The organism is Aquaticitalea lipolytica (genome assembly GCF_014641635.1).
GTDB lineage: Bacteria > Bacteroidota > Bacteroidia > Flavobacteriales > Flavobacteriaceae > Aquaticitalea > Aquaticitalea lipolytica.
In genome coordinates this window covers 17,314-34,296 of record NZ_BMIC01000004.1, presented here as the reverse complement: position 1 = coordinate 34,296, position 16,983 = coordinate 17,314, and the positions used below count along the sequence as shown (strand labels likewise).

Annotated in this window: 17 protein-coding genes; 6 read left to right on the top strand and 11 right to left on the bottom strand. The window is 31.3% G+C overall.

The genetic code is table 11. The annotated features are described in order from the left end of the window. Positions 1-13 precede the first annotated feature (13 nt). The 6 genes from IEW41_RS10455 to IEW41_RS10430 all read right to left on the bottom strand — a co-directional run bounded on the left by IEW41_RS10455 (position 14) and on the right by IEW41_RS10430 (position 6,562). Positions 14-802 carry a tetratricopeptide repeat protein gene (locus IEW41_RS10455; RefSeq protein ID WP_188606311.1) on the bottom strand — a complete coding sequence of 263 codons (789 nt, stop codon included), beginning with the start codon at positions 800-802 and terminating at the stop codon, positions 14-16. Positions 803-866: 64 nt separating this feature from the next. After that, positions 867-1,901 carry a VWA domain-containing protein gene (locus IEW41_RS10450; RefSeq protein ID WP_188606310.1) on the bottom strand — a complete coding sequence of 345 codons (1,035 nt, stop codon included), beginning with the start codon at positions 1,899-1,901 and terminating at the stop codon, positions 867-869. Positions 1,902-1,921: 20 nt separating this feature from the next. Beyond that, positions 1,922-2,926 carry a vWA domain-containing protein gene (locus IEW41_RS10445; protein WP_188606456.1) on the bottom strand — a complete coding sequence of 335 codons (1,005 nt, stop codon included), beginning with the start codon at positions 2,924-2,926 and terminating at the stop codon, positions 1,922-1,924. Next, on the bottom strand, positions 2,926-4,572 hold the full coding sequence (locus IEW41_RS10440) for a BatD family protein (RefSeq protein WP_188606309.1): 1,647 nt from the start codon (positions 4,570-4,572) through the stop codon (positions 2,926-2,928). The genes IEW41_RS10445 and IEW41_RS10440 overlap by 1 nt, the downstream gene beginning before the upstream one ends. A gap of 7 nt (positions 4,573-4,579) precedes the next feature. Then, a complete protein-coding gene (locus IEW41_RS10435) occupies positions 4,580-5,446 on the bottom strand; it encodes a DUF58 domain-containing protein (RefSeq protein WP_188606455.1) in 867 nt (288 codons plus the stop codon). A 114-nt stretch (positions 5,447-5,560) separates the two neighbouring features. Next, on the bottom strand, positions 5,561-6,562 hold the full coding sequence (locus tag IEW41_RS10430; protein ID WP_373282961.1) for an AAA family ATPase: 1,002 nt from the start codon (positions 6,560-6,562) through the stop codon (positions 5,561-5,563). Between the two features lie 166 nt (positions 6,563-6,728). Between IEW41_RS10430 and IEW41_RS10425 the strand changes: the two genes are divergently transcribed. From IEW41_RS10425 to IEW41_RS10415, 3 genes are read left to right on the top strand one after another with little or no spacing between them, the layout of a single operon-like run. After that, the gene (locus IEW41_RS10425) at positions 6,729-7,598 is read left to right on the top strand and encodes an aldo/keto reductase (protein ID WP_188606307.1); all 870 of its coding nucleotides are present in this window, start codon (positions 6,729-6,731) and stop codon (positions 7,596-7,598) included. 13 nt (positions 7,599-7,611) lie between these two features. Further along, positions 7,612-8,364 (top strand): SDR family NAD(P)-dependent oxidoreductase, encoded by a 753-nt coding sequence (locus IEW41_RS10420; RefSeq protein ID WP_188606306.1) that lies wholly within the window; start codon positions 7,612-7,614, stop codon positions 8,362-8,364. A gap of 33 nt (positions 8,365-8,397) precedes the next feature. Further along, on the top strand, positions 8,398-9,531 hold the full coding sequence (locus IEW41_RS10415; protein ID WP_188606305.1) for an ATP-binding protein: 1,134 nt from the start codon (positions 8,398-8,400) through the stop codon (positions 9,529-9,531). 325 nt (positions 9,532-9,856) lie between these two features. On the opposite strand, the gene fbp is transcribed toward IEW41_RS10415, so the two are convergent. Continuing rightward, the gene (gene fbp / locus IEW41_RS10410) at positions 9,857-10,861 is read right to left on the bottom strand and encodes a class 1 fructose-bisphosphatase (protein WP_188606304.1); all 1,005 of its coding nucleotides are present in this window, start codon (positions 10,859-10,861) and stop codon (positions 9,857-9,859) included. Positions 10,862-10,981: 120 nt separating this feature from the next. Here fbp and IEW41_RS10405 point away from each other — a divergent pair, with 120 nt between their 5' ends. From IEW41_RS10405 to IEW41_RS10395, 3 genes are read left to right on the top strand one after another with little or no spacing between them, the layout of a single operon-like run. Next, the gene (locus IEW41_RS10405) at positions 10,982-11,461 is read left to right on the top strand and encodes a GNAT family N-acetyltransferase (protein WP_188606303.1); all 480 of its coding nucleotides are present in this window, start codon (positions 10,982-10,984) and stop codon (positions 11,459-11,461) included. A 1-nt stretch (position 11,462) separates the two neighbouring features. After that, positions 11,463-12,713: an aspartate kinase gene (locus IEW41_RS10400; protein ID WP_188606302.1), complete on the top strand. Its 1,251-nt coding sequence runs from the start codon at positions 11,463-11,465 to the stop codon at positions 12,711-12,713. A 21-nt stretch (positions 12,714-12,734) separates the two neighbouring features. Beyond that, positions 12,735-14,576 carry a GNAT family N-acyltransferase gene (locus IEW41_RS10395; RefSeq protein WP_188606301.1) on the top strand — a complete coding sequence of 614 codons (1,842 nt, stop codon included), beginning with the start codon at positions 12,735-12,737 and terminating at the stop codon, positions 14,574-14,576. Here the strand turns inward: IEW41_RS10395 and IEW41_RS14640 are convergent. The 4 genes from IEW41_RS14640 to IEW41_RS10375 all read right to left on the bottom strand — a co-directional run bounded on the left by IEW41_RS14640 (position 14,565) and on the right by IEW41_RS10375 (position 16,925). Beyond that, positions 14,565-15,482: a GNAT family N-acetyltransferase gene (locus IEW41_RS14640; protein ID WP_188606300.1), complete on the bottom strand. Its 918-nt coding sequence runs from the start codon at positions 15,480-15,482 to the stop codon at positions 14,565-14,567. The genes IEW41_RS10395 and IEW41_RS14640 overlap by 12 nt on opposite strands. Before the next feature lie 4 nt (positions 15,483-15,486). Further along, positions 15,487-15,984 carry a DUF6428 family protein gene (locus IEW41_RS10385; RefSeq protein WP_188606299.1) on the bottom strand — a complete coding sequence of 166 codons (498 nt, stop codon included), beginning with the start codon at positions 15,982-15,984 and terminating at the stop codon, positions 15,487-15,489. Positions 15,985-16,044: 60 nt separating this feature from the next. Further along, positions 16,045-16,368 (bottom strand): ArsR/SmtB family transcription factor, encoded by a 324-nt coding sequence (locus IEW41_RS10380; protein ID WP_188606298.1) that lies wholly within the window; start codon positions 16,366-16,368, stop codon positions 16,045-16,047. 104 nt (positions 16,369-16,472) lie between these two features. After that, positions 16,473-16,925 (bottom strand): YtxH domain-containing protein, encoded by a 453-nt coding sequence (locus IEW41_RS10375; RefSeq protein ID WP_188606297.1) that lies wholly within the window; start codon positions 16,923-16,925, stop codon positions 16,473-16,475. Positions 16,926-16,983 lie beyond the last annotated feature (58 nt).

The following is a 16,983-nucleotide window of genomic DNA, read 5'->3' as shown; positions in this document are numbered from 1 at the left end:
TAAAAAGTTTGATTTACCAATCTTTTTCTGTTTTTACTTTAACACCTTTTTGTTTTTCGGCATTTATTTTTTCCTGAACTTTTTGTTCTTGATTATTCATTGCTTCAAGCAAGTTTTTTATTTGTTGAGGAGATAATTGACCAGGTTGAGGTTGTTGTTTTTTTTCATCTTTCTTCTCGTCACCTTTGCCTTTATCTTGCTTATCATCTTTAGGCTTCCCTTCTTCATCTTTTTTATCGTCGCCTTCTTTTTTGTCTTTATTGTCTTGCTTATCTTGGTCTTTTTTATCCTCGTCCTTTTTGTCTTTGTCCTTGTCTTTATCGTTTCCTTTGTCGTCGTCTTTTTGTTGTTCGGCACATTCTTTAGCTAAACCAAGATTATAGCGAGTTTCATCATCTGTTGGGTCGTTTCGTAATGCATTTTTAAAAGCTTCAACAGCCTCTTTGCATTTTTTATTTTTCATTAAAATGTTCCCAATATTATGATAAGCCTTATGTTTTTCTGATTTCGAAGTTGAATTTTTTGCCGCTTGCTCATAACGATACAAGGCTTCATCATATTTATTTTTCTTGTAATAAGAATTCCCTAAGTTGTATGCTCCAGCTACATTTGCTGGCTGTTCAGAAATGGCTTTACGATACTCCATTTCGGCAGCAATATATTTATCTTGAGACACTTGCTCATTACCTTCATAAACATAGTTATTGGCCTTTTTTATTGCCAATAGTTTTTCTTCATCTTTTTCTTGTGCATAAGAAAAGATGCTTGTTAATGCGATTAATATGATTACTAAGTGTTTCATTTAAAATATTTTATAAAACTAAAAAATCTAATGCTACAATAATTATAATGTTTTCTTAAATGTTTTATAGGTTTTCGTTAAACAAATTCAATCGTTTAAGCCACCCTGTTTTTCTTTCTAATAAGAATATATCAATAAATAAAAAGAAAATAGCAGCACCTAAAAACCATTGAAATTGCGATTCGAAATCGGCAAATTGCTTTGCTTCGAATTCTTTTTTATCCATTTTATTAAGAATATCTCTTATCTCTTCTACTACTTTATTGGTATTACTACCATTTATATATGCGCCATTGGCTTCTGTAGCAATGTTTTTAAGAGTCTCTTCATCTAAGCGTGTTATAACGGTTTCGCCATTATTGTCTTTTTTATAATTAAGAATGATTCCGTTTCTCTTTTCTGGAATTGGACCACCTTTTATATCTCCAACTCCTATAGTAAATATTCTTATGCCTTCATCTGCGGCTTCTTCGGCAACATTTGCAGCAACATTACTATGATCTTCTCCATCTGAAATAATAATTAGAACTCTATTTGTTTGCTCATCATCATCATAATAGGTTCGCGCCAATTTTATAGCTTCGTTAATTGCTGTTCCTTGTGATGACAACATATCAGTGTTCATACTTTGTAAGAACATTTTAGCGGAAGAGTAATCTGTTGTTATTGGTAGTTGAGGAAATGCTTTCCCTGCATATGCTATTATACCAACTCTGTCACTTGCTAGATTATTTATAATTTGAGTTACTAATTGTTTTGACTTTTCTAATCGGTTAGGTGCAATATCTTCGGCTAGCATACTTTTAGAGACATCGACTGCAAAAACAATATCTACACCTTCGCGTTTAACAGTTTCTAATTTTGTTCCAATTTTAGGGTTTACTAATGCTATAGCTAGACAGAAGAACACAAAACATAGTACTAACATTTTTAAAACAGATTTGAAAATAGATCTATTTGGGCTTAATTTTTTAAGCATAGATTTATTAGCAAACTTGCTTTGCGTTTTATATTTCCAGAGCTGAAGTACTAAAAACAATAGAAAGATTACAGGAATTACTCCTAAAACCCAAAACCATATTTTCTCTTCTAATTGCATGCTTTAGTTTTTAATCTTCTTTATATAAAACTTCTAAATAATGTTGAGCGCAAAAGCACTTCTATTAATAATAGTAAACCAGCAAGTAATACTAACGGACGATATTTTTCTTCGTAGTTAGTAAACTTAAATTCTTCAACATCAGTTTTTTCGAGTTTATTAATTTCGTTATAAATCTCAGCTAGTTTTTTATTGTCTGTAGCTCTAAAATATTCACCACCTGTAACTTTAGCTATATCTTTTAAAAGCGCTTCGTCAATTTCTACTTGTACTCGACCATATTGAAACGCTCCGTTTGGCGTTATACCAATTGGTGATAATGCCATTCCGTTTGTACCTAATCCTATTGTATATACTTTAATTCCGTATTCTACAGCTAAGGAGCTAGCTGTTTTTGGATCTATTTGCCCAGAATTGTTTACACCATCTGTTAATAGAATAATGACTTTACTCTTTGCTTTACTATCTTTAATTCTGTTTACTGCTGTTCCAAGTCCCATTCCTATAGCAGTTCCTCCTTCAATAACAGTATTATATTCAACATTGTTTAGCGACTGTAAAACAATGGCTTTATCACTAGTAATAGGTGTTTTGGTATAACTTTCTCCTGCGTATTCAACAATACCTATACGATCGTTAGGACGTCCTTTTATAAATTGAGCTGCAACTTTTTTTAAGGCTTCTAATCGGTTAGGTAATAAATCTTTTGCCAACATACTTGCTGATACATCAATTGCCATTACAATGTCTATACCTCTTGTGGTTTTAGTTTTAGAAGATACATCTGATGTTCTTGGTCGTGCAATAGCTGTAATTAATAATGCTAGTGCTAATAATCTTAATGCAAAAAGAAGGTGTTTAATTTTTGGTAAAAAACTATTTGTTAATTTAAAACCTTTAATACTAGATATTTTAAGTTCTGCAGTTTGTTTTTTGTGTTTAAAAACATACCATAGTATTGCTAATGGAAGTAATAAAAACTGCCAAAACATTTCTTTATTTAAAAATTCTATGCCTTCAAACATCATTCTGCCTTATTAAGTTCTACTGAATTTAAAATACGTTCCAATATATCATTAGCATAAACATCGTCATCTTCACAAACCATAATTACTTGCTGAAGCACATTGCCTGATGTAAATAATAGAAATGTATATTTCCCTTTTTGATAGCCTGATGAAAGTGGACGAGGGAAATCTGCAGTTCCATGTACTTTTAAGCCTTCTGCTGCATTAGGCGTAATAAATTGTTCTCGTTTAGTAATGATATTTTTAACACCGTTTTTTTCAAGAAGTTTTAAACCACTTTCAACTGCAAGATTTAAATCTATTTTGGTTGAATCTGGTAAGTTAAATTTAGTTGTACTAACACCAATGTTTAATGAGCTTAACAGTGTTCCGTAATTAAAATATGTTGTTTTAGCATTTGGAATAGTGTCAATAGCTTTAACTTCCATTCGCTCTAAAACTTTAGGTGTAGAAATTATAACAGGTGGCACACCATACTCACTTCTTACCCAATCGCCTTCCAATAATTCTTTGCTTTCGTGACCAAAAACTGAGTCTTTAACATAGTTAAATCCATACTTTATGATAAAGCCTGTAAGCGTTGCAAATAATAAAAACACACTAATTGCTACTGTAGCAATAATTTTTTTACGTTTCTTTTTACGTTCTTGTTCTTCTTTATATTGTTTGTCGAGAAGCTTTTCTTCTTCAGTAGGTTCTGGTAGTGCTTCTTTTACATGGTCAATTTCTATATCAATAGTATTTCTATCAATTTTGGCTAATTCGATATCTGGTTCTGATTTGGCAAATTTTACTAAATCGGCACGCTTAAGAATGGTTTCAATGTTTCTAATATCGTCATGGCTCAATTCAATTTGGTTACCATCTTTAAGTAGCTTTAATCTAGAGACAAGCTCATCTGTAGTGCTCTCTAAAGCTCTATCATAAACTTTTTCGTCCAGATAACGTCTAATAATAAAAGTCAATTCAGAATAGTAGCCTTTTAATTCTGCTTGCATTAAAAAGTCACTTTCATCTAATTTTTTTAAAGCTAGTTTAGCGCGTTCATAAGGAGGTAGTAATGCAATTTCTTCTTCTTCTGTTAATGGTTTTTTACGCCATATAAACCAGTACAACAAGAAACCAACAATTAGTAAGGCTGCTAATATATATAGTAAAGGTTTCCACCAGTTACTTGTGCTTTTTTCTACTTGTATGAATGGTTTTATATCATACAACCCTTGTTTTGTAGAGTCTACCTTTATATTATTTACAAGTACCTTTAATGAATCTGTATAAAAAGTTTTTGTGCCTATTATAATTTTTTGTCTTGGTATAGTATATGAGCCAGAATCGAATTGTGTTAAGCCATATTTTTTTATCAGATTGTATTTAGCCTTGTTTTTAGTTGTATCTGTTTTATAAGACTCAATCATCTCTAAAGGCGTAAATGTTTGCCCTTCTGGGAAAACTACTAAATCTGTAGTGTCTGCTTCAACTTCAATTTTATAGGTAATTTGTTCACCTATTTTAATTTTTGTTGAATCGATTGAAAATTTAACTTGAGAAAAAGAGAGTATAGACAAAAGACAAAAGGCAATAGTAACAAGCCTTTTTCTTATTTGTCTATTTTTAAAATTTGTTAATTTAAACTCGTAAATCATAAATCTTTTATCCTCTTTGTTTAAAATATCCTAATAGTTTTTTTACATAACTTTCATCAACACGACAATCAATTACTCCAGCGCCAGATTTAGTAAAGCTATCTTTATAATAGTCTACCTTTTCGTTATAAAACTTGCCATAATTAGTACGTACTTTTTTTGATGATGTGTTTACTAACATTAGCTCACCTGTTTCTTCATCTTGCATTTGTACAACACCTAAATTTGGAATATTTTCTTCGCGCTTGTCATAAACTCTTATACCAGTAACATCATGTTTTCCTGCGACTATTTTAAGTGTTTGTTTATAGTCGTCAGCAATAAAATCTGAAAGCACAAAAACAATGGCTTTCTTTTTCATCACATTTGATAAAAATTTTAATGCTTCGGCAATATTTGTTTGTTTGCTTTTTGGCTCAAATTCAATTAATTCACGAATTATTCGCAATACATGAGAACGACCTTTTTTTGGAGGAATATACAACTCGATGGTGTCAGAAAATAAAATCAATCCAATTTTATCATTATTTTGAGTTGCAGAGAATGCAAGGGTTGCTGCAATTTCTGTGATGATTTCGTTTTTAAACTGCTCACCTGTACCAAACCATTCTGATCCAGAAATATCAACCATCAACATCATGGTTAGCTCACGTTCTTCCTCAAATATTTTAATGTAAGGCTCGTTATATCTTGCTGTAACATTCCAGTCTATATTTCTAACATCATCACCATATTGATACTCACGAACTTCGCTAAAAGTCATACCACGACCTTTGAAGGTTGAGTGGTATTCGCCTCCAAAAATATGATTAGACAATCGACGTGTCTTAATCTCTATTTTTCGTACTTTTTTAAGTAATTCTTTAGTATCCATCTTTTTTAGTAAACAGTTTTCAGTTGCAGTTTTCAGCAAACCGTTGAGTTTAATATATAGTATTCAGAATTAAGTAAGCAACCGCATACTTTAACTGAATACAGCAAACTCACATTATGGCACTTCTATTTCGTTTACAATTTTGTTGATGATATCAACTGAAGTGATGTTTTCAGCTTCTGCTTCGTAAGTAATTCCGATTCTGTGGCGTAATACATCATGTACAACAGCACGAACATCTTCTGGTATTACATAACCACGACGTTTAATAAAAGCGTAACATTTTGCTGCTAACGCTAAATTAATACTACCACGAGGTGATGCTCCAAACGATATAAGCGGTTTTAAATCGGATAGTTTATATTTTTCAGGGAAACGTGTTGCGAAAATAATATCGAGAATATATTTTTCAATTTTCTCATCCATGTACACTTCTCTAACAACTTGTTGTGCTCTTAATATTTGTTCAACAGAAACAACAGAGTTAACTTTTTCGAAACCGCCTTTTAAGTTAGCTCTAATAATTAATTGCTCATCTTGTATTGTAGGATAATCAATAACTGTTTTTAGCATAAAACGGTCAACTTGAGCTTCTGGCAAAGGATAAGTTCCCTCTTGCTCAATTGGGTTTTGAGTTGCCATTACTAAAAATGGTCTGTCTAATTTAAACGTTTCATCACCAATTGTTACTTGCTTTTCTTGCATTGCTTCAAGCAATGCAGATTGCACTTTTGCAGGTGCTCTATTAATCTCATCTGCTAAAACGAAGTTTGCAAAAATAGGACCTTTTTTAATTTTAAAATCGTTCTCCTTCATGTTGTAAATTAAAGTACCTACAACATCTGCTGGTAATAAATCTGGTGTAAACTGTACTCTGCTAAAGCTTCCGCTTACAGCTTGTGAAAGTGTATTAATAGCTAAAGTTTTTGCTAATCCAGGCACACCTTCAAGTAAAATGTGTCCTTGACCTAATAGTCCAATTAGTAATCGTTCTACCATATATTTTTGGCCAACAATTACTTTGTTCATTTCTAACGTAAGCAAATCAATAAAAGCACTTTCCTTTTCAATTTTCTCGTTAATGGTCTTAATATCAATTGTACCTGTTTCTTCCATCATAATTTAAATTTAATTAGTCTCAAATTGGTGTCTAAATTTTGAGTACCGCAAATTGTTAAAATTTTTCGTGTGTTGCTGTTAATAATTGGTTAAAAATTTAAGTATGCAAAGGGCTTTATGAGTTTTTAGTTTTCTATTTTTAAGGTGTGAATATATTAAAAAAATGAAAAAGAATTTTTCAAAAATTATTGCAGGTGCAATGACATGGGGAAGTTGGGGTAAGCAATTTTCTAAAACAGAAATAATTAAACTAACAAATCATTGTGTTGATAATCAAATAACTACATTTGATCACGCGGATATTTATGGAGGTTATACTACAGAAACAGATTTTGGAAATGCTTTTGCAGAAAGTGGTATAAAACGTGAAACAATTCAATTAATATCTAAATGTGGCATTCAATACATATCAGAAAACAGAAATAATAAGGTAAAACATTATAATTATTCTAAAGATTATATTATTTGGTCTGCCGAAGAATCATTAAAAAATTTAAAAACAGACTATATCGATTTGTTTTTATTACATCGACCGAGTCCGTTAATGCAACCAGATGATATTGCCGAAGCAGTTTCTATATTAAAACAACAAGGAAAAATAAAAGCATTTGGAGTTTCAAATTTTACAAACTCTCAAGTAGACTTAATATCGAAAAGCACAGTTGTTTCTGTAAATCAGATAGAGTTTTCATTAACAGAGCATAATGCGATGCATGATGGAACTTTAGATTATATGATGCTGAACAATATTACTCCTATGGCTTGGTCACCTTTAGGTTATGTTTTTAAAGACGATAACGAGCAAACAAGACGAATACATAAACAGCTAGGTAAGTTAATGGGTAAGTATAATGCTACTGAAGACCAATTATTACTGGCTTGGATTATGATGCATCCTGCTAATATTCATCCAGTTGTTGGCACCACAGATTACAAAAGAATTACTAATGCAACCAAAGCAATACAGATAAAATTAGAACTAGAAGATTGGTTTTTAATTTTAGTGGCTTGCCAAGGGCACAAAGTTCCATAATAGATTATAATAAATGAAAAAAACAGCCTTAATAACAGGAGCTACAAGCGGAATAGGAAGAGCAACAGCTCACGAATTTGCTAAATATGGTATAAATTTAGTTTTGTGTGGTAGACGTCAAGAACGATTAGATACCATACAAAAAGCTTTAGAAAAACAAACAGATGTGCACACGCTTAATTTTGATGTGCGAGATAAAGATGAAACGTTTAATGCTATAAACTCCCTTCCTGAAGATTTTAAAAGTATAGACATATTAATTAATAATGCAGGAAATGCTCACGGATTAGACCCAATACAAACAGGAAATACAGACGATTGGGATGCAATGATGGATATAAATGTAAAAGGATTACTGTATGTAAGCAAAGCTGTAATACCTCAAATGACTGAAAGACAATCTGGACATATTATAAACATTGGTTCTTCAGCAGGTAAAGAAGTGTATCCAAAAGGCAATGTGTATTGTGCGAGTAAACATGCTGTTTTAGCAATAACTGAAGGTATGCGTATTGACTTAAATCCGTTTGGGATTAAAGTATGTGCAATTAATCCAGGATTGGTTGAGACTGAGTTTTCTCAAGTTCGATTTAAAGGTGATGTCGTTGCAGATTCAGTCTATAAAGGATACAAAGCATTGCAACCAGAAGATATAGCAGAAATCATCTATTTTGCTATTTCTCGACCAACACATGTTAACATTGCAGATTTATTAGTGTTTCCAACTGCACAGGCTAATAGTACAACAGTAAAAAAGAATTTATAAACCAAAAGATTTCCACTCTCGTGGGAAGTATCTATGATTAACAAACGCCTACTCATAAAAAACCTACTTGCTCACAACGATGAGAATAGCTTTTATGATAAAAAGCGTAAAATAGATATTAGTGAAAAGGAAGGAAAGGCGAAGTTTTTAAAACATATTTGTGCGTTATCTAACAGCAACCCAAAAAACAATTCATTTATTGTTATTGGTGTAGATGATGAAGATAATAATATTGTTGGAGTCGATTTTTTTGACGACAGTAAAATACAAAATCTTATTAATGCTTATCTATCAAATCCTCCAATAGTTCAATATGAAAACATTCCGTTTCCGCATTTGCCAGACGATAAAGTAGTTGGTTTAGTAACTATACGACCAATAGGAAAAATTACATCACTTCGAAAAAACATCTGGAAATATTATGGAGGCTCTGTCTTTTTTAGAGATGGAAGTATGAGTATGCCTAAAGTGTTTGATATTGAAATTAAAGATGTTAATTCTAAAATTGTTGAGTCTATTGAAGCACATGCTCAAAACAATATTGAGTATACCTTAGATGGTGTTTTCGATTTTATGAACAAGCGTAAAGACTATCAACCACAATATAAAGTTTTTAAAGAGTATTTTGTGTTGTGTTGGGCAGGACAAAAAAAGTATGTTAAAGACGAAACTTTTTTTAGTAGAGTAGATATTGAGCTTGTAAACGAGCAAGTACGTTTGTTTTTTTCAACTTTAGATGAGGTGTCTATTTCTTATGATGATGACTCTTTTAAAATTGTAGAATATGTTTCTCTTGGATTGCAAAACTCGTATAAATATTATCCATTAGAAGAAACTATTATTCAATTTGGCAACAATGCTAATTATCATATAGATACAAAGTTATTATTTCAGCCACCACAGTTTGATAAAAAAGTATTGCATCATATTTATAATGCTAATAATGCTATTTTAGAAAAACTAAAAAAAGGATTAACCTTAACAAGTAATGAAGAACAAGATTTAAAAAACCTTCCAGCAACCTATTTAATATGTTATCTCAATCTATTTCATGAAGCCATTGATAAGCTAAATGAGTCAAGACCTTATTTAAAAGATTATAGTGAAGAGATGTATTTAACGTTTAAAGAATCGTTACGTATTTTAAGAAAAGTAAAATACAGTTAGTATTCAATTACTTAACATTAACATAGTGTTATATTAATATTTAAAGGATTGTTAATCAGTAATTTTACTGTGCTATTAATCAGATCAAATAAGCCTCGTTTCTCCCAATAAAATTTTGGCATTGAAACAGGTTTTTTGTCTTTTTAAACGTTTCTTAAATCAATGAATATCAAAAAAATACCATTCATACAGATTTTTTAACCACTTATAGTTTTTTTGTAAGAGTATGGTTTTAATTTACGATTTTTGAAATGCTATTAATCAATTACAAATAAACCTTATTTCTCCCGATAATTTTCGGCATTGAAATAGGGTTTTTGTTTTGCTAAGCATTCCTCATAAATTCTTCTGCTTTCTCAACCATGTTTTTACTTCCGCAGATAAACGGAACACGTTGGTGTAGTTCTGTAGGTTGGATGTCTAATATACGATTAAAGCCGTCACTAGCTTTACCATTAGCTTGTTCGGCAAGAAAAGCCATAGGATTGCATTCATACAATAAACGTAATTTCCCAACAGAGTCTTTTGAGCTTTTCGGATACAGATAAATACCACCTTTTATCATATTTCTATGAAAATCTGATACCAAAGAACCAATATATCTAGAAGTGTAAGGTCTGTCGCCTTCTTCCATTTGGCAGTACTTAATATAGTTTTTTATGCCTTGAGGAAAATGAATATAATTACCTTCATTTACAGAGTAAATTTTTCCGTTTTCAGGGAAACTCATTTTTGGGTGAGATAAATAGAAGGTTCCAATTGCAGGATTTAACGTAAAACCATTTACACCATCACCAGTTGTATATACTAGCATCGTAGATGTTCCGTAAACAACATATCCAGCAGCTACTTGTTGGTTGCCTGGTTGTAAAAAATCTTCAATCTGTACAGGAGATCCAACAGGAGTTACACGTCTGTAAATTGAAAAAATAGTTCCTACAGATACATTTACATCTATATTTGATGAACCGTCTAAAGGATCAATAAGAACAACATATTTATTTTGATTATTTTCATCCTGACTGTTTATAGTAATAAAATCGTCTTCTTCTTCACTCGCAATACCACAAACAATATTCCTGTTTTTTAAAGTCTGAATAAATTTTGTATTGGCATAAACATCTAGTTTTTGCTGATCTTCACCTTGAATGTTTGTTTCTCCAGCAGCACCAATAATATCAACCAAGCCAGCTTTATTCACTTCATGGTTTACTACTTTAGCAGCTAAACGTATAGAATTTATTAGCCTTGATAACTCTCCAGACGAGTATTTAAATGAAGATTGATTTTCAATAATAAATTCGCCTAAAGTTTGATTTCTACGAGACATGAAGTACAGATATTTAGTTTGTGCAAATATCGTATTTTTTAGCAAACTACATCGTTTTCGAAAAAGTTTAATAGTCTAAAATATGATAGTTTGCATTATATTTGATTTCAATTATAAAACATGAACTTTACTATTAGAAAAGCTTTAGAAAAAGATATGCCTCAGGTACTAGACCTTATTACTGAGTTAGCAGTATTTGAGAAAGAGCCAGATGCAGTTGAAATATCTGTTGAAGATTTAAAAAACGATGGATTTAATTCAAACCCAGCTTTTAAGTGTTTTGTAGCTGAAGTTTCAGGTAAAATTGAAGGTATTGCGTTAGTTTACAATAGATATTCTACTTGGAAAGGAAAAGTATTACACCTTGAAGACTTGGTTGTAAGTCAAAAAATGAGAGGAACAGGTTTAGGAACAGCGCTTTTAGATGAGGTTATAAAATTTGGGCATCAATTAGGCGTAAAGCGTATAAGTTGGGAAGTATTAGATTGGAATGAACCAGCAATCACATTCTATGAAAAAAAAGGAGCAGATGTAAAACGAGATTGGGATGTGGTACATTTAAACGAACAAGGAATTAAAGATTATTTATCTAAATTATAACATGCAAGTATTCAAATTTGGAGGCGCATCAGTAAAAGATGCTAATGGAGTAAAAAATGTATCAATTGTTTTACAAAAAGTAGGCTACAAAAACACATTGATAGTTGTTTCAGCAATGGGAAAAACAACTAATGCTATAGAAGTAATTATAAATAATTATCTTAATAATAAAGGAGAGTTGCAAAGCTCTATACATGATGTCATTAAGTATCATAATGAAATTCTGTTAGATTTATTTTCTAATGAAAGACATCCTGTTTTTAAAAAAGTGTCTAGTTTATTTGAAGAGCTTAAAAGTTTTTTCGACAGAAACAAATCACCAGATTATAATTTTATATACGACCAGGTAATAGGTTATGGCGAGCTAATATCTACAACTATTATTAGTGAGTATCTTAACGAAACTGGAATAAAAAACAATTGGTTAGATGCTAGAGAATACATAAAAACAGACAATTATTATAGACGAGCAAATGTTAACTGGGATGAGACGCAACAGCAAATATCTTCAAAATTTGATAAAAGTATATTAAACATCACTCAAGGATTTATTGGTAGTGATAGTAACAATTTTACAACCACATTAGGTAGAGAAGGAAGCGATTATACAGCAGCAATTTTTGCGTATTGTTTAAATGCAGAAAGTGTAACTATTTGGAAAGATGTTCCAGGTGTTTTAAATGCCGATCCAAGGTATTTTGAAAATGCGCAACTACTTAATAAAATTTCATATCGCGAAGCTATTGAGTTAGCTTTTTACGGAGCATCTGTAATTCATCCAAAAACATTACAACCATTACAAGGTAAAGAAATACCATTATACGTAAAATCATTTTTAAAGCCTGAAAACAAAGGCACAAAAGTTGAAAAAGGTATAGGTATTGAGCCTAATATACCTTGCTTTATAGTTAAAAAAAACCAAGTACTAATATCATTATCATCATTAGATTTTTCTTACATTGTTGAAGAAAGTATAAGTGAAATTTTTGCCCTACTACACCTCTATAAAATGAAAGTAGATGTAATACAAAACTCGGCAATTAGCTTCTCGGTTTGTGTGGATAATATTTATAATAACTTAGATAAATTACTACAGCACTTAAAAGCTAAATTTAAAGTTACCTGTAACGATAATGTATCTTTATATACTATTAGACATTACAATCAAGAAGACATAGACCAATTAGAAAAAGATAAAACTGTGTTGTTAAAGCAGTTAACCAAGGAAACAGTTCAAATGGTTACTAAATAACATTTTATTACTTTTACACACATGACCAAGCAACAAGATATAGGATTAGTTTCAGCCAAAGAAGTAGCTAAAGCTATTAAAGCAGATAAGTATGGCATTTTCGGAACTTTTTGTGGATGGATACTTATGAAAGTACTCAAAATATCTACGCTCAATAAAATTTATAACCGCAACAAACATCTTAATGATGTAGAATTTTTAGATGGTATTTTAAATGAGTTTCAAATTAAATTTGAAATTCCAGAAGAAGATCTTAAACGATTGCCCAAAGATGGTGCTTATATTACTGTTTCTAATCATCCATTAGGAGGAATTGATGGTATTTTACTATTAAAGTTAATGGTTGAACAGCGTGAAGATTTTAAAATAATTGCTAATTTTTTATTACATCGTATAGAGCCTTTAAAGCCATACATAATGCCAGTTAATCCTTTTGAAGATCACAAGGACGCTAAATCTAGTGTTGCTGGTTTTAAAAATGCAATTCTTCATTTAAGAGAAGGGCATCCATTAGGAGTGTTTCCTGCTGGAGAAGTATCAACTTACAGAGATGGAAAATTAGTAATAGACAAGCCTTGGGAAGAAGCCGCAATGAAGTTAATACAAAAAGCAGAAGTTCCTGTTGTGCCTATTTACTTTCATGCAAAAAACAGTAAGTTGTTTTATAAACTTTCTAAAATAAGCGATACGTTTAGGACTGCTAAATTACCTTCGGAATTGTTAACTCAAAAACGAAGAACTATTAAAGTAAGAATAGGAAAACCTATTACAGTTAACGACCAAAAAGAGCATACAACCCTTCAGGAATTTTCTGAATTTTTAAGAAAGAAAACCTATATGTTGGCAAACTCTTTTGATGATAAAGACGACAATTTATTAAGTAATATTTCTTCTACTTTAAAAGTACCAAAGCCAATTAAAAACATAGTTACTCCTGTTAGTGTTGAGGCTATGAAAAGTGAAGTTCAAGCCTTACGAGATAGTGATGCCAGATTGTTAGAAAGTAAAAACTACGAAGTGTTTTTAACAAATGCTAAAGCCATCCCTAACATTATGCGAGAGATTGGTAGACTTCGTGAAATAACGTTTAGAGAAGTTGGTGAAGGCACTAATGAAGCAATAGATTTGGACCCTTTTGATACCTATTATCACCACATGTTTTTATGGGATAAAGACACTAACATGCTTGCAGGTGCATACCGAATGGGACTAGGCTCAAAAATATTTGCCGAGTATGGTATAGATGGTTTTTATCTTCAGGATTTGTTCCGTTTTGAACCAGAATTATACAAAATGATGAGCGAATCTATAGAAATGGGTAGAGCTTTCATTATTAGCGAATATCAACAAAAACCAATGCCTTTGTTTTTATTATGGAAAGGTATTGTACATACAACATTGCGTTATCCAGAACATAAATATCTAATAGGAGGTGTAACGATAAGTGACAAGTTTACCAATTTTTCTAAATCGTTAATGATTGAGTTTATGAAATCTCATTATTACGATCCTTATGTTGCGCAATATGTGCATCCAAAGAAAGAATTTAAGGTGAAGCTTAAAGATGCTGATAAAGATTTTGTGTTTGATGAAACCGAGGCTGACTTAATGAAGTTTGATAAAATTATTGATGAATTAGAACCAGGTAGTTTACGATTACCTGTATTAATCAAAAAGTACATCAAACAAAATGCAAAAGTAGTAGCGTTTAACGTTGACCCACTATTTAACAATGCAGTAGATGGTTTAATGTACATACGTATTGCAGACTTACCAGAAAGCACTGTAAAACCTGTACTAGAAGAGTTTCAAGCAGAAATGGAACGCAAGTTTTCTGAAAATGGAGACAGTTTAGACGTTTAAATACTTTTCTACAAACTCTTCACAATACAATTTAATTTCATTTCTGGCTTTTAAAAAAGCAGCATGTTTTTCGTTATCTGTACCAACCACTTTTGATGGATCAAAAAAGTTATGATGTAGCCTTAAAGCATTTTTGCTTGGTATAAAAGGGCAATTTTCATTAGCATGGTCGCAAACAGTTATAATGTAATCAAAATTTATGTTTGAGTATTCATCAACATGGTTTGAGGTGTGATTAGAGATGTCTATACCATCTTCTTTCATTATTGAAACAGCTCCAGGATTTAATCCATGTGTTTCAATACCTGCGCTATAAATAGTAGCTTTTCCTTTTGCTAATTTGTTTAAATAACCATGAGCCATTTGGCTTCTACATGAGTTTCCTGTGCAAAGCACTAATATGTTTTTCATATCAATTCCAGTTTTTTTACTTCGTTTTTCTAATAAATAATTGTCATGCCATTTGCCATGACGTTGTCCTAATTTTTCTCTAATACCAACAACTCTAAAACCACATTTTTTGTGCAAGTTAATGCTTGCAATATTTTCAGAAAAAATGGCTGCATTTAAAGTCCAAAACCCATTGTTTTCACTTTCTTTAACAAGAGTATTTAGTAGTGTTTCACCAATATGCTGACCTCTAAAATCTTTACCAATATATAAAGTAACTTCGGCAACACCTTTATAAACTTCACGTTTAGAAACCAATGATAAAACTGCAAAGCCTGCAACCTGATTATTTTTTTCTGCTATAATTCGGCAAGACTCAATATACTTTGAATTCCATTCTTCCCAATCAGGAATTTCGGTTTCAAAGGTTGCTATTCCTGTGGCTAAACCTTCGGAATAAATTTTTGAAACCGAATCCCAATCTTTTTTTACTAATGGTCTTATTGTAATACTCATTTGTTTAGCAACAATTACCTTCTGGCGAGCAACAAGGTTCTTCGCTTTTAACCATTTCTTTAACCGTATCAACAACACCGCAAATTGTTTTTGCTTTGCAATCGGTTTTTTCAACAGCTAACATAAGTATTAAATTATTGTTTTGTATTTCGTAATCGTTAACAAATAGTTGAGCAGTATGAAATGATGCATTACTATATTCAAATTTAACTTCAGCATCTAAAACATAAGGTTTCATTTTGCCTACTTTTTTAAGTATTCCTAAAGCTTTGTAAACAGTCATGTATTCTGTTTTACCACTTTCTAGAGGGCTTTCCCAAAGTTGAATAATTGTCTCTTTCCAAGCATCTGTTTGAGCGCCACAATCAACCGAATCGATTGTTAGGTGTTTTACTTCTGTAATATGATAGTTGGCACCTACTAATTGTTTAGGAGCGTATTCAAAAAGAAGTGATTTGTCTTGATTTTGTTCTAGTATGTTAAATAATTCTTGTGTTTTCATAATTACTTGAGTTAATTCTTTGTTTTACTGTTGAGTGAACTGCCAAAAGCCGATTATCGGCTAGCAGCAGTTAGATTTTGTTTTATTAAAAAATGAGTTAAATAATTCTTGAAATTCTTGAAAACGATTAATGTTAAGGCAATAGCAAATGCTTTTACCAACAAAATTTCCTTTTAGTAAGCCAGCTTCATTTATAACTTTAAGATGCTGGGAAATTGTAGGTTGCGATAAGCCAATTTCATCTACAATATCATTACAAATGCAGCCTTCTTGTTTACTTATATATTGCAAAATAGCTACACGAGCAGGATGAGCAAACACTTTGGCAATTGTTGCCATATCGTTTATTTCGGCAGAGTAAATATCAACTTTGGAAGCTCCCATATTATTTAATTATAAGGCAAATATACAATAAAAATGTAATATTGCAATATTACGATGATAAAATTTAAATAAAAACCATAACTATTAATTATGGTCTTAATTTATTATAAAGATTTAAACCAATCTTGAAATTGTTCGCCTAATAAAAATACTGGTTTTTTCTCACCATTTATAGCACTGATTAAACTCATAATCCACATTATAAAACACACAAAACCAATAATCCATCCTAAAAGAGGAATCCAAGATAATAGCGCAAGAATAATTATACCTAATACTTGTCTAATATAAAAAGAGCCTAATTCTGTTTTGTTACCGTTATTCATAATTAATGCGATAACCCAACCAATTAAAGTTAAGTGTGCTATTATTGCTACATTTTTTCCGTCTTTAGAAATTTCGGTAAATGTTTCTTTTGCCTCATTAGCAAATTCTTTGGCTTTTTCTTTAGCTTCGTCAGCAAACTCTTCAGCTTTATGCGCAGCTTTTTTTGCTCCTTCTTTTGCATCGCCTAACATGTCATTTAGGTCGTCGCTTAATTTTTTTTCGTCAGACATTTTAATGTGTTTAAGGTTAGTTGTTTAAAGGTAATAAAAAAAGAAAATACAATAATTT

Coding starts and splice junctions, on each gene's coding strand:
- IEW41_RS10455 (WP_188606311.1), bottom strand. CDS start 802: ATGAAACACTTAGTAATCATATTAATCGCATTAACAAGCATCTTTTCT.
- IEW41_RS10450 (WP_188606310.1), bottom strand. CDS start 1,901: ATGCAATTAGAAGAGAAAATATGGTTTTGGGTTTTAGGAGTAATTCCT.
- IEW41_RS10445 (WP_188606456.1), bottom strand. CDS start 2,926: ATGTTTGAAGGCATAGAATTTTTAAATAAAGAAATGTTTTGGCAGTTT.
- IEW41_RS10440 (WP_188606309.1), bottom strand. CDS start 4,572: ATGATTTACGAGTTTAAATTAACAAATTTTAAAAATAGACAAATAAGA.
- IEW41_RS10435 (WP_188606455.1), bottom strand. CDS start 5,446: ATGGATACTAAAGAATTACTTAAAAAAGTACGAAAAATAGAGATTAAG.
- IEW41_RS10430 (WP_373282961.1), bottom strand. CDS start 6,562: ATGGAAGAAACAGGTACAATTGATATTAAGACCATTAACGAGAAAATT.
- IEW41_RS10425 (WP_188606307.1), top strand. CDS start 6,729: ATGAAAAAGAATTTTTCAAAAATTATTGCAGGTGCAATGACATGGGGA.
- IEW41_RS10420 (WP_188606306.1), top strand. CDS start 7,612: ATGAAAAAAACAGCCTTAATAACAGGAGCTACAAGCGGAATAGGAAGA.
- IEW41_RS10415 (WP_188606305.1), top strand. CDS start 8,398: ATGATTAACAAACGCCTACTCATAAAAAACCTACTTGCTCACAACGAT.
- fbp (WP_188606304.1), bottom strand. CDS start 10,861: ATGTCTCGTAGAAATCAAACTTTAGGCGAATTTATTATTGAAAATCAA.
- IEW41_RS10405 (WP_188606303.1), top strand. CDS start 10,982: ATGAACTTTACTATTAGAAAAGCTTTAGAAAAAGATATGCCTCAGGTA.
- IEW41_RS10400 (WP_188606302.1), top strand. CDS start 11,463: ATGCAAGTATTCAAATTTGGAGGCGCATCAGTAAAAGATGCTAATGGA.
- IEW41_RS10395 (WP_188606301.1), top strand. CDS start 12,735: ATGACCAAGCAACAAGATATAGGATTAGTTTCAGCCAAAGAAGTAGCT.
- IEW41_RS14640 (WP_188606300.1), bottom strand. CDS start 15,482: ATGAGTATTACAATAAGACCATTAGTAAAAAAAGATTGGGATTCGGTT.
- IEW41_RS10385 (WP_188606299.1), bottom strand. CDS start 15,984: ATGAAAACACAAGAATTATTTAACATACTAGAACAAAATCAAGACAAA.
- IEW41_RS10380 (WP_188606298.1), bottom strand. CDS start 16,368: ATGGGAGCTTCCAAAGTTGATATTTACTCTGCCGAAATAAACGATATG.
- IEW41_RS10375 (WP_188606297.1), bottom strand. CDS start 16,925: ATGTCTGACGAAAAAAAATTAAGCGACGACCTAAATGACATGTTAGGC.